Source organism: Algoriphagus sp. 10J20-15 (genome assembly GCF_055809615.1).
The window spans coordinates 172739-188172 of the sequence record NZ_JBVVUG010000003.1 but is presented as its reverse complement, the minus strand read 5'-3'; the positions used below and the strand labels follow the sequence as shown (position 1 = coordinate 188172).

Below are 15434 nucleotides of genomic sequence, written 5' to 3'. Positions count from 1 at the left end.
AAAAAATATAACACCGCAAATCTCCAATATAAGATAGAATAAGAAACTATACATCTTGCAAAATAGGGTCTGAGAGGTGGCTATTAATAGCTTGGTTTTCTTGGGAAATATGCTCTGCTACAAACTGTGAATACAATTCAGCATCTAACCCTTGGAGACTTTTTAGCAAAATCATTTTCAATCTAAATCCAGGCTCTGATTCTAATATTTCTAAAATTAGCTTTGCAGAATTCTTATCTCCGATTACTCCTGCCGCGCGAGCGGCCATTGACACCAGCTGATTATTATCGGATTTCAGGCTGCTGTTAATTAGTTCTTGATGACTGGGAACAGCCAAATATTCGAAAGTTTTGATGATCTCAATTTTTTCTTCATCAGTGACAGAAACAAACTTTGTGTCCAAATGTGCTAAAAGATCGACCCGTCCTATCACACGAACTAGTTTGTACCCAAATAATCTGATGCTTTGATTTTTAGAATCAAATAGATTTTCAATATTCAGCTCTCTATTAGAATGTAGGTATTTGATAATCCTCAAATAATTCATCTGCTGCCAACGTGAAAGTGGAAAAGCCTGATCACGCAGGAAAGAAAGATCAATATGTTCTGATAAATTGAGTACTGTAGCTACCGCCTGGGATCGGATGTGGAAATTAGGAGAATTAACATGCTTCTTTACTTCTTTCAAAGCCTCACTTAAATCCATTTCGTTTACTTCCACCAATCCTGTCACAACAGTATCCCATTTGGAACTATGGAGCTTTTCTATGGTCGCTTTATCCAGTTTAAGCCTTTTGTAAAGTGCTTTAAGTTTTAACTTAAAATCACCCTTCATCTTCTTGTTAAGTGCTAATATTCGCTCAACAAGCACCTGTTTATACAGCTGTTTTTTTAAGTGTTTTTCAGGGAAGTTTTGGTGTAGTTCATCATCACTTAGGGATTCTAATTCTTCTAGACTTCTCTCAAATAATATTTCTGAAAGTGGTCCTACCACCTGTTCATCATACGATGCTAATAATACTTCTCTCCTATTTCTTTTTGCTTTGAAGATTATCATGAAGAGAATCATTGAAAATGCAAAAACAAAGAAGAGGGACATGATAACAGTGACAGCAAAAATCTTAAAATCCCCAAAATACGCATAAGTACCTGTAATTGAAGGCGTATACTGCTCTCTATAAGCCAGAGAAATTAGGTCTTTACTGTTCAGGGTATCCTGAGTTTTAATTTCTATGTCATTATTCCTCAAAAGGTTCGACACGTATTCTTGGGAGGCGGGGAAGGTATTTGCTTCCTTGTATATAAGAAACTGCACCTCTGCATGAACAGAATCAGATTGGAACAGACTATCCTTTATTGTCAAGACTTTCGCGTATTCGGAGAACAAACCAAATCTTGAATTAGGATCTAATAAACTGTCCAAAGCTATTCCAGTTTCAGCACTTATCAGGTTAAACTCCAACCCCGGAATTTCTCCCTGCTTTATTAAAAAATCTACAAATGAAGTTGAATCAGATAAAAACGATTTTTCCTGACCAAAAACCTCGCTGGTTTTGATCATTGAAAAAAGTAAGAACACAAGTATCAATGCGCTTTTACCTTTCATAGATCAAGATTTGAGAATTCGTTTAACACGAATAGCCAACTCATTGGGATTAAACGGTTTGGGAATAAAATCGGCAACTCCCAGATTAAAGGCCTCCAATACAATTTTTTCCTCTTCACCTAGTGAACTTAATACTATAATAGGTGTATTAGGCTTTGTTTTAATTGCATGGTGGATGATCTCAATTCCGTTTTTAAATGGAATCATAACATCTGTAATGATCAAATCTAAAGTTTCAGTATCAATTGCGCTGATACCAGCATTTCCATCTTTTACCAAAACTGTCTCATACCCATCTTTTTTCAGACGAAATTGAACTAAGCTAGAAATCAGTAAGTCATCCTCAATGATCAGGATTTTTTTCATTTTTATTGGGGTGATTCTAAGCTCAAATATAAGATGTTCAGTGTAAAACAATAGCCTATCAACCAATCAAATAAATTATCTCCAGGCACTATGATTCTTGAAGAATTAAAAGCGCATTTCAAATCCAATATCCTGCCATTGATCAAATAATAAGGAGTAAAAAATAATTCCAAATGGATTCTGAAATCCCTTTTATTAGCTTGCTTTTCTATTTTCAACCATCAATCTATAGGAACTTGTCATGATTCAACCTTTAAATTCATATTTCTGGTTATTCTGTCAACCACCCCTATTTACCAAAAACCAAATCAATCATATGAAATCGAGCAGAACTCCAGCGTAATACCCTGGAATTAAGTATCAACCCTGTTAGTTTCCATATGCACATCAAAAAACAATTTTAGACACATGAAAAAACCACTACTGTACGCAGGTGTTTTTTGCTTCATGGTTTCTGGATTGCTTTCTTCTACTTTGGCACTTGCCCAAAGTGATCCCACGGGAAAGAAACCTATCACAGATACTTATGCAATTACAAATGCAACCGTCTTCACCTCACCTGGACAAGCTGGTATAAAAGCCACAGTCCTTATTAAAGGCGGACTAATCCAAGGCGTTGGAAGTAATCTTGCCTTACCGAAAGAAGCTAAAACCATTCCTGGAGATTCCCTTTTTATCTACCCGGGCTTTATAGCTGGGGCAAGTGATGTCGGCATTACCAGACCAAAGGATCCAGATAAGCCAGATGATTTTGTATCATCAAATCCGCCTGATGAAATCGCCGGCATAACTCCATGGAGATCCGCAGTCGATCAATTTTCGGGTAAGGATAGCAAAGTCGATGACTTTAGAAAAGTCGGATTCACAGTTGCTCAGATTGTCCCAGAAGGAGGAATGATCCCTGGAAAAGCAGCTATTGTCCTATTAGGATCTGAAAACTCAACCAATTTGCTGATGGAAAACACAGCGCTTGCGGCCAGTTTTAGAGGATCTAGAGGAATGTACCCAGGAACAGCTGTAGGCGTAATGGCCAAATTCCGGGAGATATATGACAACACAAAGCTTACTTCAGAAAGATCACAGAAGTATAACACTGTGGCGGGGTTGAAGCGACCTGAGATCACTCCTACTTACAGCGCTATGCAGGAGGTTACCACAGGGCAAATCCCTGTAATGTTCACCACTTCTTCCGAATTAGAAATAAGAAGGGCGATCAGTCTGCAAAAAGAAAAGGGTTTCAAATTAGTTCTAACAGGTTTAGAAGATTACGAAGGCGTACTGGATGTGATCAAATCATCTGGGGTAGCGGTTTTAATTAAATTGGAAATTCCTGATGAAAAGGCGGTTAAAGCAATGAAAGATGACGCATCTGAGGAAGTGAAGACCTTGAATGCCCGCGTGAAAAAAGCATACGATGACGCAATCGCTCAGGCAAGTAAGTTGGAGGAAGCTGGTATTCCTTTCGCATTCTCTACTGTAGGTGTAAAATCTGGCGATATCATGAAAGCGCTTCAAAAAATGATTGAAAGTGGACTTTCTGAGAAAGCTGCACTTGCTGCATTGACTACGAATCCTGCATCAATCTTAGGCTTGGCTAAAGTAGCTGGGTCAATTGAAAAGGGTAAAATGGCCAATTTGATCTTGAGTACAGATTCTCTATTCACCGAAGACGCTCAATTCAAACATGTGATCGTAGATGGCATCATCTACGATTATGAAACAAAAGCGAAAAAGAAAGCCTCCCAAGACAGTAAAGGCGACGGAGTAGTAAAAATTGAAGGTAATTGGGAATATACTTCTGAAAGTCCTGCTGGATCTTCAGGAGGAAATCTTGTTATTAAAAAAGATGGTGCAGACTATTCTGGAACCATCACTTATGACGATCCTTCTGGCGCTGGTACCGCTACATCTGATATCAAAAATGTGGTGTTAGATGGAAGCAATTTGTCGTTTTCGTTTGATGTATCTGCTAGTGGAATGGACATCACTGTGGACGTATCGGGTGAAGTAAGCGAAGGCAGCTATGACGCATCAATGACGGTTGGTGAATTCGGATCATTTCCTTTCAAAGGCACACTTACTCCAACTCTAATCGCAAACAAGTAAAGACATGCAAAAATTTAATTATTTTCTTGCCGCTCTGTTGGGTCTGAGTATTCAGTTTGCTTCAGCTCAAGTAGAAAAGGGCAGTGTATTGATAAAGAACGCAACCGTTCTTACGGTTACAAAAGGGACTTTGGAAAATTCAGATGTTCTTGTTCAAGATGGCATCATCAAAAAAGTGGGTCAAAATCTTAATGCTCCAAATGGAGTGACGACCATTGATGCTACCGGGAAATACCTAATGCCTGGAATCATAGATGCTCACTCGCACCTTGGTTTGGATGTGGTCAATGAAGCCACTTCCCCAATAGTAGCAGAAGTGAGAATGAAGGATATGGTAAATCCATTTGAAGTAGGAATTTATCGCGCACTTGCCGGTGGTGTCACAATTTCACACGCTATGCACGGATCAGCTAATGTAATCGGTGGCCAGAATGCTACCTTGAAACACAGATGGGGATCTACAGATCCAGCTGACATTATCATGCAGGACGCACCTCGTACGATCAAATTCGCTTTAGGAGAAAATCCCACTCGAGTTCACGGAAGAGGAAATGGTATCCAACCACGTACGAGAATGGGAGTAGAAGCGATTCTTCGTAATGGGTTCAACGAAGCAATTCAGTACAAAAAAGCATGGGCTGCTTACAATTCAGCATCTTCCCAAAAAGGAAGCACTGCAATGCCTCCAGTCCATAACGAAAGACTACAAACGCTAGCTGATATCTTAGATGGAAAGATCATCATTCATTGTCACTCCTATCGTGCCGATGAGATTTACATGTTGATCAATGTAGCCAGAGACTTTGGGATTACTAAGCTGGTATTCCAGCATACCAACGAAGGCTTCAAAGTAGCTCCAGAAATTGCGGAATATACCATGGGAGCTTCAGTCTTTGCTGACTGGTGGGCATACAAATTCGAAGTGTACTACTCCACTGCTTACAATGCAGCAATCTTGACAGAAAATGGAGCGATTACCTCAATCAACTCTGATGATGCTGAATTGATCCGTCACTTATATCATGAAGCTGCAAAAACTCAGCGCTATGGTGGGATGACAGATGAGCAGGCTCTTTCTATGATCACAATTAATCCAGCGAAGCAATTAGGGATTTCTGATAAGGTTGGTTCTATTGAAGAAGGAAAACAGGCTGACTTGGTAATCTTTGAAGGTCACCCACTATCCTCTTATGCCATTCCTCAGATGACCTTTGTGGATGGTGTGAAATACTTCGACATCAAAGAAGATGCAGATGATCAACGAATGAAAGTGAGTCCCACAGAGATGGTGGAACCTGTAATGATCTACGAAGGTCACGACAGCAGATGTATGCAGGATACAGAGAGTCTTTTCGAGACTACTGAATCACTTTTCCTTTTAAATCAATAATCACCGTAATCAAAGAAGACATGAAAAGACTAAATAAAACCTTTTTCGCCTTCCTTCTTGCCTTGTTGCCTATGATGGCCATGGCTCAGATTGACGGGGAATTTATCAAACCAAGACCAGGCAAGTTCTTGCTGCAAAACGCTACGGTAGTTACAATTACTAAAGGTGTACTGAACAATACCTCTGTTTTGGTAGAAGATGGAAAAATCAAGGAAATTGGAGCTAATATCTCAGCTTCCGATGCTGAAGTGATTGATTGTACTGGGAAATTTATCTATCCAGGCATGATTGATAGCGGTACCAAACTTGGTTTGGTAGAAGTAAGTTCTGTACCCGAGACTGTCGATTACGCTGAAATAGGAAATTTCTCTCCGAATATGCAGGCATTGACTGCTGTAAATCCTAATTCTGTTGCAATTCCAGTAACTAGAGTTTCTGGAGTAACGACTGTACTTACAGTTCCTGCAGGTGGATTATTCCCAGGTACAGCCGCTTTGATTAACCTAAATGGCTATACTCCAGATCAAATGTATGCCGGATTTAAAGGGATAGTGATGAACTTCCCTAGCTCAGGACGTAGAGGTAGATTTGACCGCAGGTCTGATGATGACATCAAAAAAGCAAATGAAATAGCTCTTAAAGAGGCAAACGATCTTTGGGATAACGCAAAAAGCTATGCTTCTATGGCAGCAGATGGTGCAGAATTGGATTACTATCCAGAGATGGAGCAATTTGCAAAAGCAACTACGGGAGAACTTCCGCTATTGATTGAAGTAAATGCTGCTGCTGATATTCAGGCAGCTATCAAATGGGTGAAAGGAAAGGATGCCAAAGTGATTTTCACAGGCGTATCTGAAGGCTGGAGAGTTGCGGACGAAATCGCCAAAGCAGGAATCCCAGTGCTGACTGGTCCAATTCAAGCGTTGCCTACCCGAGAATCAGATCGCTATGACACCCCATATGCAAATGCCGGTAAAATGGCTAAAGCTGGTGTGAAAGTAGCCATCAGAACAAACGGACAGGAGAATGTAAGAAACCTACCTTTCTTCGCTGCTTTTGCTGCTGCTTATGGCATGGGTAAAGAAGAGGCTTGGAAAGCTGTCACCATCAATCCTGCTGAGATATTCGGCTTAGCAGATCAGTATGGTTCTGTAGAAACTGGTAAAGTAGCTAACTTGATCGTGGCTGATGGTGATCCTTTCGAGACCAAAACCAATATCATGCACGTGTTTATCGATGGATACAGAATGCCACTTTCAAACCGTCAGATCAGACTTTACCAAGAGTTCCTAGACCGTTCTCCTGGATTGAAGATGAATTAATCTTCTGTTCTAATTCATTAAATAACCACAAGTAGGGTTCAAAAATTGGGCTTTACTTGTGGTTTTCTTTTATTTTGCCCTTGTTATGAAAATAAAATATATCCCAATTTTAGTATCCCTATTTACTATCCTAATTTCCTGCGAAAGCAAGACTGATAACGAAGAAGTAAATTCTCTTATAGAAGCTAAAAGAGCTGAAGTAGCACCGGATAAACGCGTGGCGCTTTGGGACTTGACTTTTGAAAATGATTCTCTTAAAGGTGAAACTGACCAACCTGAGGCCTTAAAGGCCTTGATTGAAGAGCTCAATGCTAAGCACCTTAATTTTACTGAAGCGGTTTCAATATTACCTGAAGCTACCTTGGGTGACAAGATCAAAGCTTTAGTCACTATCTCTGTGGCCAACATCCGAAGCAATCCAAAACATTCGGCTGAGCTCGCGACACAAGCTTTGATGGGTACACCTCTCAATGTACTTAAAGAGGATGACGGCTGGTTTCTTGTACAAACACCAGATGGCTACCTTTCTTGGGTAGATAGAGCCGGGATTCATTTAATGACTGAGGAAGAATTAGAGCGTTGGTTTAGAGAGCCGAAAGTGGTTTTCACTTCACTCATTGGCTATGTCTGGAAAACTGAAGATCAATCGGAAATGGTATCCGATCTTGTTGCTGGTGATATTCTGACAATAGCGGAAGAAACTAAAGATCAGTTGAAAGTCAATCTTCCCGATGGTCGCCAGGGCTGGATCTCTGCGTCAGACGCTCAGGACTGGGAAAGCTGGATTGCATCGAGAAATACCTCGCCGGAGGCGTTAATTACAACAGCAAAGCAAATGATGGGAACTCCTTACCTCTGGGGTGGCACATCTATCAAAGGTGTGGACTGCAGTGGTTTTACCAAAACAATTTATTACCTGAATGGACAGATTATTCCCCGTGATGCCTCCCAGCAAATCAACGAAGGTGAACTAGTCGATGCGGATAAAAATTGGGATAAACTTCAGGTTGGTGATCTTCTTTTTTTCGGTGTTAAAGGCACTCCAGAGAAAAAGGAACGCGTAGTTCACGTAGGCATGTGGATAGGAAATGGAGAGTTTATTCATTCCCGAGGCTTGGTAAGAATCTCAAGTTTTGACCCAGAAAATCCTAATTACGATGAGTATGAACTAGGCAGGTATTTGAGGACAAAAAGAATTGTAAATGTACCTTCAGAACATGTATTGTCTGTTTCTGAGCTTTTAACTAACAACTAATCATGTCAATAAACAAATCCTTTTTCGGCTTTACTCTCGCATTCGCCTTAGGTCTTTCTGCTAATGCCCAGCAAGTTACTGGCTTCCTTCCTGCTGATATTTCCAAGGAGAAATCCATAGAACAGGACTATTTGAAAGCAGTCAACTTTGATCGGTTTAAAGTTCACTTAAAAGAGCTTACCAAAGCACCTCACATTGCCGGCACACCGGAAAATGAAGCCGTAGCAGCATACATGACTAAGGTGATGTCTGATGCAGGAATGGATGTAACCTCCTACCCATATGATGTGTATTTGCCAAATCACCCGGGTGAGTCACTTTTGGAAATTATTACCCCAGATAAAATCACACTTTCTCAGCAAGAGGGTCCTATCGAAGGTGATCCATTTTCTACAGACGCAAGGCTTTATAAGGGATTTAATGCCTACTCAGGTTCTGGAGATGTGACCGCTGAAGTGGTTTATGCTAATTACGGAGTCAAAGCTGACTTCGAGAAATTAGCCGAAATGGGTGTAGATCTGAAGGGAAAAGTGGTTATCGCTCGTTACGGAGGGAATTTCAGAGGATTCAAAGCAAAATTTGCGGAGCAATATGGAGCTGCCGCTTTGATCATTTTCACTGACCCAAAAGACTCAGGTTTTGGTAAAGGAGATGTATATCCAGATGGTCCGTTTTATAATGAAACCACCATTCAGCGGGGTTCATTGTTGACTTTAGACTATACCGGAGATCCATTGACTCCTTTTGAGCCAGCCCTTCCTTTGGACGGAGATAAAAAGGTGAAAAGGCTGGATCCAAAAGATGTGGCTTTCCACACGATTCCAGTTTCCCCTATTGGTTATGGTGCCGCAAAGGAGATTTTGAGCAGAATGAAAGGATCTGCAGTTCCAGAAGGATGGCAAGGTGGATTACCTTTTGAATACAAGATAACTGGAGGATCAGATCTGAAAGTTCGTGTAAAAGTAGAGCAGCCGGTGGATTATATCCGGGCAAATAATATTGTAGGTAAATTCGAAGGAAGCGAATATCCTGACGAATGGATTATTCTTGGCTCTCACTACGATGCATGGAGCTTTGGCGCCACCGACCCAAATTCAGGCACTGCGATGATGTTGACTTTGGCGGAAGCTATGGGTGAATTAATCAAAAATGGTGAGCGACCTAAGAGATCGATTTTGATTGGGCACTGGGACGCTGAGGAACAAGGTGTCATCGGTTCTACCGAATGGGTGGAGCAATTTAAAGATGAGCTGGGTGCAAAGGCAGTTATTTATATGAACTTTGACGGGGCTGTTTCGGGGAGAAACTTTGGAATCTCTGCGGCTCCTACCCTGAAAAATCTAATTATTGAAGCTACTAAGGAAGTGGCTTATCCTGATTCCTCCAAGACAGTTTTTGAGGTCTGGGCAGGAAAAAATGAGGAACCAAGAATAGGTAATCTAGGTGGCGGATCGGATCATATTGCATTCTACATGTATGCCGGAGTACCAAGTATGAGCGGTGGTTCTGGCGGAACTTCTGCCTATCACTCCAACTATGATAATTTCCACTACTACAGCAAGTTTGTGGACCCTACCTTCAAAATGGGTGGAACAGTTGCTTCTGTGATTGGAGTCCTGACTTTGAGACTGGCAAATGCTACCATCATTCCTTACGATGTGCCTCGATATGCGCAGGATTTAAGAATGCATTTTGACAATGCGGTGAAATCTGTAAAAGAAATGGACCCCTCTTTTGATTCATTTGACAAAGTAGATGCAGCTATCGAAAAACTAGAAGCTAGCTCTACCTCTTACCAAACTGCAATGAATACAGCATTGGCACTCGGGTCAACTTTCAGAAAAGGACATCCATACCTTGAACAAGGAGTTGATCGCCCTAGAAAAAAGCTGGATCGATCCAAAGGGAATGTATTTCGGAAGCTGGTATAGATCGCTATATGTAAGTACAGATCCATTTTCAGGTTATGCTTCCTGGATTTTGCCGGGCATCAAATACGAAGTAGAAACCAATTCCACAGAACGTCTGGAAGAATGGGATACACGTTATTCTAAAGCAATTCTAGACTTGAGCAAAAAAGTGGAAAAGATGACAAAGAGCTTGAAATGAGAAGTTAGACATCAGACTCAAGACATAAGAAAAGGGCTTAGATTGATTTCTAAGCCCTTTTTTAGTTTTAGTTAATTTTACCCAAAAGCTAGTTGTAAAACTGAACTAAACTGCTTGTTTCCAAACAGAGAATTGGTTATAATTCATTTGTATTTGATGTATAACCTCTTTTGTGTCAGTATGGAGTCAAAAGCAAAAAAGGATATCTTAAATTAAAAATTGAGCCCGCATCTCTTATCGGTCTAACGACTTAATAAGTAAAGAATCTAAGGTGACTGGCATCTTTGCGGATAATCATATTGTATTTTTAAACTATTACTATAATTATTATGGAAAGTATCTATGTAGGCTTATTATATATTGCGATTGCCGTCGCAGTAAAATTCTATCCTGGCCTATTGGCAGGTTACAATAGCTTATCCAATAGCGATAAAGAAAATGCCGAGGCCAATGGATTACCTACATTTACTGCTATTGTATTTGGAATTATGGGGATGATAAGTATTACAGCACACTTTGCTGCAATCTGGTTAAATCAGCCCTCTTTAAGCAACATATTCATTTTAGTGACTATAGTTGGGATGTTGGTCCTGATTGTAGTTGGAAATATTCTTGTTAACAATCGTACAAGGTAAGTGCAAAATAACCCTTTCATTTTGTTATTATTCAATATCATTTAAGGCATAAAAAACGGTCTTGGATTGAACTCCAAGACCGTTTTTAGTTTATGAAACATCTAATTCACTGCTGCCTGAGCATTCAGATTTCCATAGCCAAACTCTGAGCTTTTGGAAGGGTATAAATCTGAGGTAGCTTTCATTTTATTTAATACCTGATCTTTAGTCCATGACGGGTTTTTCGCCCACACTAAAGCTGCGATTCCTGATGCGGTGGCCGTTGCGACAGAAGAACCACCTACTGTAGATGGATCATTACTGTATAAAGCTGTAGTCAAAGGCTTGGTATTGGTTCCAGCACGCTCCATGATCACCGTGAACTCCACCTGAGAACCTGAATGACAAGTATCACATCGTTGATAACTACTCCCTTCTTTCACACCAGTTACCGCCACAGTTTCGGTCATAGTTGCTGGAAAAATCACTCCAACCCAATTCGTAAACGTAGTGGATGTTCCCGCTGCAGCAAAAATCAATTTCCCTCTATTGTGCGCATATCGAATTGCATCAGCCACTTTGGAGTTGGAGAACAAATCACCTATGGACATGCTGATAATTTTCACATCTGATCTTTTTCCTAAAAGTACCAAAGCCTCAGCGACTCCATCTTTCTCATTTCCAGAATTGAAAATCACATCACTTGTTCCTCGTACACTGATCAGGTTAGAATTATAAGCAACACCAACCGCATTGCCTACTGTGTTTCTAGGTGAAGCAACTACACCAGCCATTGCTGTACCGTGCCCACATTGATCATTAGGACCATCATACTTCTTCCACCACCAGTAGCCGGTTTTATAAGTCCCAAAGCTCTGTACAGTTCGACCATCGGATTGCCCACTATTGAAGCCAGCATTAAGAGATAGCTGATCTGGAGATAGCCCAGTATCTATCACACCAACAGTAATTCCCGCGCCAGTACTTTGGTTCCAAGCTTGTGAAATACCCATCTGTTCGTAATTCCAGGAAGACTTGGCTCCGGGAGAAATGATAGAAAAGTCAGATCCTGAGATAGCTTGAGGCTCATTCTCACATCCAGAATCACTGCTTAGCCTGGCGTATTGATTAGCGTTTAAAAGGCTGTAATCGAACTCATAGCCTCTAGGTTCGAAATACCTTACCTCAGACATATTCCTTAGATTTTGAAGTGCTTCAAGGCTGGTAACCTTCATCTCCAGGTAAGGTAGATCTTCATGAATTTCGAACTCATCGGCTTCTCTCATATTTGAGGTCGACTTTTTTGAAGAAAATCCCGAAATCATACCTATGATTTTTCCGGCAGCTTCCTTCATCTCAGGGCTGTCCACGGATTCCAACCCAATCCTAGCATTTACCAGCTCCTTTCCACTCGCCTGATAACCTATGCTAAGAATAGAATCACTTTGAATCAAAGCACTCCAGATCAATTCATCGGATTGATTTCCCCAGATAAAATCACCTGATTCTTGCAGGGATTTGAGAATGATATGATCGATTTCAGAGGAAGGAATTACTTCAGAATCTGATACTGCAAACTCCACGTGGGAGACCGTTGGCTGCTCTTCTGTACTACAAGAGACTACAAAAAGGGCTATAAAAATCAGCCCAAAAATCTGATTGTTTTTTAAATACTTCATAAAAATTTTAGGTTTTAAAAATTGATAATCAATAAGTTAAAAAAAAATGCAATTATCTGCAATGGATCAAGTAGCCTTATTTACATCAATATTCAAATCTCCTACATTTCGAAAAACCGGTAAATATTGTACAGAGCAATTCCGATAAGGTTGGTGACGACGCAATCAACCAAGAAAAAATAGCTATTTACAATACCATCTTAGATAGTTGCTCAGCCAAATACGTTTTAAGTTCCTCTCCTTCTTCCACCTTTATTTCACCCGGTAAACCCAAAATAAACCTTCCTAATCCAGGAAGCTGAGGTACTTCACCATGGAAATAGAATTGATTTCGATTTTTGATAGACATAAACGGGCGAGCATTAGGATGCTCTTCCATCATCAGTTGGTATGCTTTTTTACTGAGTTTTAATTTGACCTGAAACTTACTCTTCCCCGTAAACCCAAAAAGTTGAGTACCCGGAAGCTGATGTTTGGATTCATATTTCCAAGGACTCTGACTTAAAACTACTTCCCCTATTCTCTCTATTTTAAAAACCTTCATGCTTTTACTTGCAGGTTCGAAGGCATGTATAGTCTCATAATTTGAAGAGAATGCCACTGGCTCCACTAAGCGATCACTGGTAGTATCGGAGCTCAAGGAATAGTAATCCTTCAGCCAAACTTGCTTTTTCTGCTGGATACCGAGGCCAATTTCATCAACTAATCTACTCAGGTTAGCTTTGAACAACTGATCAGTTCCCTGCTTCACTTCCGATCGAACATCCAGTTTTTTAATTATAGAGTCATGCAACAGATTGCCTTTACCTTGGCTTTCTATCATTGACCGGAGCCACTGGCTTTCCTCTTGGGAGAAAGTTCCATAATTCAGCGTCTGATCCATACCTGCTTTTTGCTGAATCTTGTATTTGCTAAATTCTTTAACAACCTCAAATCCCAACGCCTCTAGCAGCTTGAAATACCGATAAATCGTGCGTTCATCCGTTTCCAGCAGTTCCGCAAGTCTATGCACAGGTTTGCCGATATTGCTTTGCAAAAGGTTAATCAATTTGAAAACGCGAAGAATTTTTTGCTGTTCGATCTTTCCGGCCTGGCTCATAATAAGTTGTGAATTTGGAGTATTAAAAGTACGCAAAAGCCTAAAGGGATTTTCATTATTGACGTGTATTGTCAGTAAAAAAATTGACAAAATGTGTCATACCTACGGCAGCTCAACTATTCCAATATACGATTCCTACCAAATTTGTGTGCCTCTGGCACAAATTATTAGATTCCAAATGTGCTTTAATAAGTGCAGAGACTAGAAATTAGGTATTTTTGACCTAACCCTTATGAACCTATCACCTGAGCACCATACATTCAGAAATACTTTTAAAACCCCATTTTTAGCTGGCCTTCTCTTCCTATTTGCTTACTGGCTCTTTGGTTTTGATGGCATTACGTTTAGCGATGATATCTACTATTTACTTGCTGGGCAAAAGTTTTGGGAAGGCACGATGGAGATCAATGATTACCACTTTTCCAGTCGTTGGGGAGCGTATGTTCCGTCTGGATTAATTGGATTTATTTTAGGTTTTGATGCTCATAAGATCTCTCTGATATCACTCTTAAGCTATGGGCTAACTCTATTCTTATTGCTGAAAATCCTTCCAAAATCTACTCCAGCCTGGGTATTGGTACTCTGGTTTTGTACACAGGTCTATTTCCTGCATTTTCTGACCAAGGTCTATCCAGATAGCTTATTAGTACTGTGGACTTGCCTGGTTCCTGCAGCAGCAGTTTACCGGAAAAGCAATCCAGCAATTGCAGGCTTTGTACTTATAGCAGCATTATTTATGGGTTTTCTTACCAAGGAAACCATTGTTCTTTTAGGGCCATTTCCTATCCTATTATTTTACTTAGATTGGAAAAAGCAGAACCTAAACAAAACATTCTATACCGCTATTCTAGTAACAGGAATCCTACTTTCTGTAGGATATTTGGGCTATTTTTGGATCAAATTTGGCGATCCACTCCACCGGGTTACTTCCATCAATGCCGGTCATTACATCTCCGAATTCACCTATGCAGACAAGGGATTTTGGTCCATAGTTAAAAGACTTACTATTCTTCCAATAATCACTTTTGTAGAGCGTTCATACTGGGCCTGGATGGTATTCGCCATACCTGGGATCGCTTTGGGTTTGAGGTCAAGAAAAACGCCGATAGTTGAGTTTTCTCTGGCTTTTTTATGCTTGCTGATCGGCTTTTGGTTTATGACTTCTACGCTGGATTTCTACAATCCTATTTACCTCAATCCAAGACATTTGATTATCCTAGTTCCCATACTGAGTATGTTGATTGCTATGGGCTGGAAAGAGTGGAAAAACTCCCAAAATTGGAAGATTTATTTAATTGCTCTGTTGCTGTTGGGGGTTGGCATTAGCCTAATTCAAATGGACTTAAAAATGGCTTTCTTCAATCTGGCATTAGCAGCAGGGGTTTGGTTTTCTAATTTGAAAATCTTCCCGATTTTTATGGGGGTAATTCTAATTGCGCCTGCCATTATTGCTATTCCATATCAGCAGAAATTAAAGCAATACGAACATTTAATCAATACCTTAAGAACAGAAACTCAATACACTGATTCAAAACAGGTTATATATACCCATAGCTTTTTGGAATTCAGTAAACAAGTCTTACTTCCAGAGGATTCAATTGCTCAGGAATTACTCATTCCTATGTACCAGTTCCCAAGAAATCCTAGCCAATTTCCAAAGCAAATAAAAGTATTGATATACGATTATTATGTGCATGCCTATCCTGAGGAACAGAAAGATATTGAGAAGATTTCAGAATGGCTTGACAAAAACTATCAGCTTATGAATACTTATAAAACCGGGAATATCAACGTGAGTGAGTATAGACTAAAGTGAGGCATCGGAAGTTGGAACTGGGAAGTACGAAGAGCTAGAAGTTTGATTCATTCCTGTCCAACTACTGCATCT

Annotated in this window: 12 protein-coding genes; 8 read left to right on the top strand and 4 right to left on the bottom strand. The window is 40.2% G+C overall.

All coding sequences use genetic code 11. The annotated features are described in order from the left end of the window. Positions 1–46: 46 nt before the first annotated feature. Together AC0L6R_RS01265 and AC0L6R_RS01260 are read right to left on the bottom strand one after the other, a co-directional pair. The gene (locus AC0L6R_RS01265; protein WP_473269553.1) at positions 47–1606 is read right to left on the bottom strand and encodes a hypothetical protein; all 1560 of its coding nucleotides are present in this window, start codon (positions 1604–1606) and stop codon (positions 47–49) included. Between the two features lie 3 nt (positions 1607–1609). Beyond that, entirely contained in the window at positions 1610–1972 is a 363-nt protein-coding gene (locus AC0L6R_RS01260) for a response regulator transcription factor (RefSeq protein WP_283413290.1), read from the bottom strand. A gap of 408 nt (positions 1973–2380) precedes the next feature. Between AC0L6R_RS01260 and AC0L6R_RS01255 the strand changes: the two genes are divergently transcribed. From AC0L6R_RS01255 to AC0L6R_RS01225, 7 genes are all read left to right on the top strand, one after another. Further along, a complete protein-coding gene (locus AC0L6R_RS01255) occupies positions 2381–4078 on the top strand; it encodes an amidohydrolase family protein (RefSeq protein WP_473269552.1) in 1698 nt (565 codons plus the stop codon). 4 nt (positions 4079–4082) lie between these two features. Then, on the top strand, positions 4083–5468 hold the full coding sequence (locus AC0L6R_RS01250; RefSeq protein ID WP_283413288.1) for an amidohydrolase family protein: 1386 nt from the start codon (positions 4083–4085) through the stop codon (positions 5466–5468). Between the two features lie 20 nt (positions 5469–5488). Next, entirely contained in the window at positions 5489–6790 is a 1302-nt protein-coding gene (locus tag AC0L6R_RS01245; RefSeq protein WP_473269551.1) for an amidohydrolase family protein, read from the top strand. A gap of 85 nt (positions 6791–6875) precedes the next feature. Further along, positions 6876–8045 (top strand): NlpC/P60 family protein, encoded by a 1170-nt coding sequence (locus AC0L6R_RS01240; protein WP_473269550.1) that lies wholly within the window; start codon positions 6876–6878, stop codon positions 8043–8045. A 2-nt stretch (positions 8046–8047) separates the two neighbouring features. Then, positions 8048–9976, top strand: a complete 1929-nt coding sequence (locus tag AC0L6R_RS01235; protein ID WP_473269549.1) for a M28 family peptidase — start codon at positions 8048–8050, stop codon at positions 9974–9976. Further along, positions 9903–10154 (top strand): transferrin receptor-like dimerization domain-containing protein, encoded by a 252-nt coding sequence (locus AC0L6R_RS01230; protein WP_473269548.1) that lies wholly within the window; start codon positions 9903–9905, stop codon positions 10152–10154. The genes AC0L6R_RS01235 and AC0L6R_RS01230 overlap by 74 nt, the downstream gene beginning before the upstream one ends. A 329-nt stretch (positions 10155–10483) precedes the next feature. Beyond that, entirely contained in the window at positions 10484–10789 is a 306-nt protein-coding gene (locus tag AC0L6R_RS01225) for a DUF3784 domain-containing protein (RefSeq protein WP_283413284.1), read from the top strand. Between the two features lie 101 nt (positions 10790–10890). Here AC0L6R_RS01225 and AC0L6R_RS01220 read toward each other — a convergent pair whose 3' ends face one another. Both AC0L6R_RS01220 and AC0L6R_RS01215 read right to left on the bottom strand, forming a co-directional pair. Further along, positions 10891–12447 carry a S8 family peptidase gene (locus AC0L6R_RS01220; protein WP_473269546.1) on the bottom strand — a complete coding sequence of 519 codons (1557 nt, stop codon included), beginning with the start codon at positions 12445–12447 and terminating at the stop codon, positions 10891–10893. Positions 12448–12634: 187 nt separating this feature from the next. Further along, positions 12635–13546 carry a helix-turn-helix transcriptional regulator gene (locus AC0L6R_RS01215; protein ID WP_473269545.1) on the bottom strand — a complete coding sequence of 304 codons (912 nt, stop codon included), beginning with the start codon at positions 13544–13546 and terminating at the stop codon, positions 12635–12637. Between the two features lie 232 nt (positions 13547–13778). Here AC0L6R_RS01215 and AC0L6R_RS01210 point away from each other — a divergent pair, with 232 nt between their 5' ends. Beyond that, on the top strand, positions 13779–15362 hold the full coding sequence (locus AC0L6R_RS01210; RefSeq protein WP_473269543.1) for a hypothetical protein: 1584 nt from the start codon (positions 13779–13781) through the stop codon (positions 15360–15362). Positions 15363–15434: the final 72 nt, after the last annotated feature.

What these genes read in the sequence shown, in the direction of transcription:
- AC0L6R_RS01265 (WP_473269553.1), bottom strand. Translation starts at nt 1,606, where the DNA reads ATGAAAGGTAAAAGCGCATTGATACTTGTGTTCTTACTTTTTTCAATG.
- AC0L6R_RS01260 (WP_283413290.1), bottom strand. Translation starts at nt 1,972, where the DNA reads ATGAAAAAAATCCTGATCATTGAGGATGACTTACTGATTTCTAGCTTA.
- AC0L6R_RS01255 (WP_473269552.1), top strand. Translation starts at nt 2,381, where the DNA reads ATGAAAAAACCACTACTGTACGCAGGTGTTTTTTGCTTCATGGTTTCT.
- AC0L6R_RS01250 (WP_283413288.1), top strand. Translation starts at nt 4,083, where the DNA reads ATGCAAAAATTTAATTATTTTCTTGCCGCTCTGTTGGGTCTGAGTATT.
- AC0L6R_RS01245 (WP_473269551.1), top strand. Translation starts at nt 5,489, where the DNA reads ATGAAAAGACTAAATAAAACCTTTTTCGCCTTCCTTCTTGCCTTGTTG.
- AC0L6R_RS01240 (WP_473269550.1), top strand. Translation starts at nt 6,876, where the DNA reads ATGAAAATAAAATATATCCCAATTTTAGTATCCCTATTTACTATCCTA.
- AC0L6R_RS01235 (WP_473269549.1), top strand. Translation starts at nt 8,048, where the DNA reads ATGTCAATAAACAAATCCTTTTTCGGCTTTACTCTCGCATTCGCCTTA.
- AC0L6R_RS01225 (WP_283413284.1), top strand. Translation starts at nt 10,484, where the DNA reads ATGGAAAGTATCTATGTAGGCTTATTATATATTGCGATTGCCGTCGCA.
- AC0L6R_RS01220 (WP_473269546.1), bottom strand. Translation starts at nt 12,447, where the DNA reads ATGAAGTATTTAAAAAACAATCAGATTTTTGGGCTGATTTTTATAGCC.
- AC0L6R_RS01215 (WP_473269545.1), bottom strand. Translation starts at nt 13,546, where the DNA reads ATGAGCCAGGCCGGAAAGATCGAACAGCAAAAAATTCTTCGCGTTTTC.
- AC0L6R_RS01210 (WP_473269543.1), top strand. Translation starts at nt 13,779, where the DNA reads ATGAACCTATCACCTGAGCACCATACATTCAGAAATACTTTTAAAACC.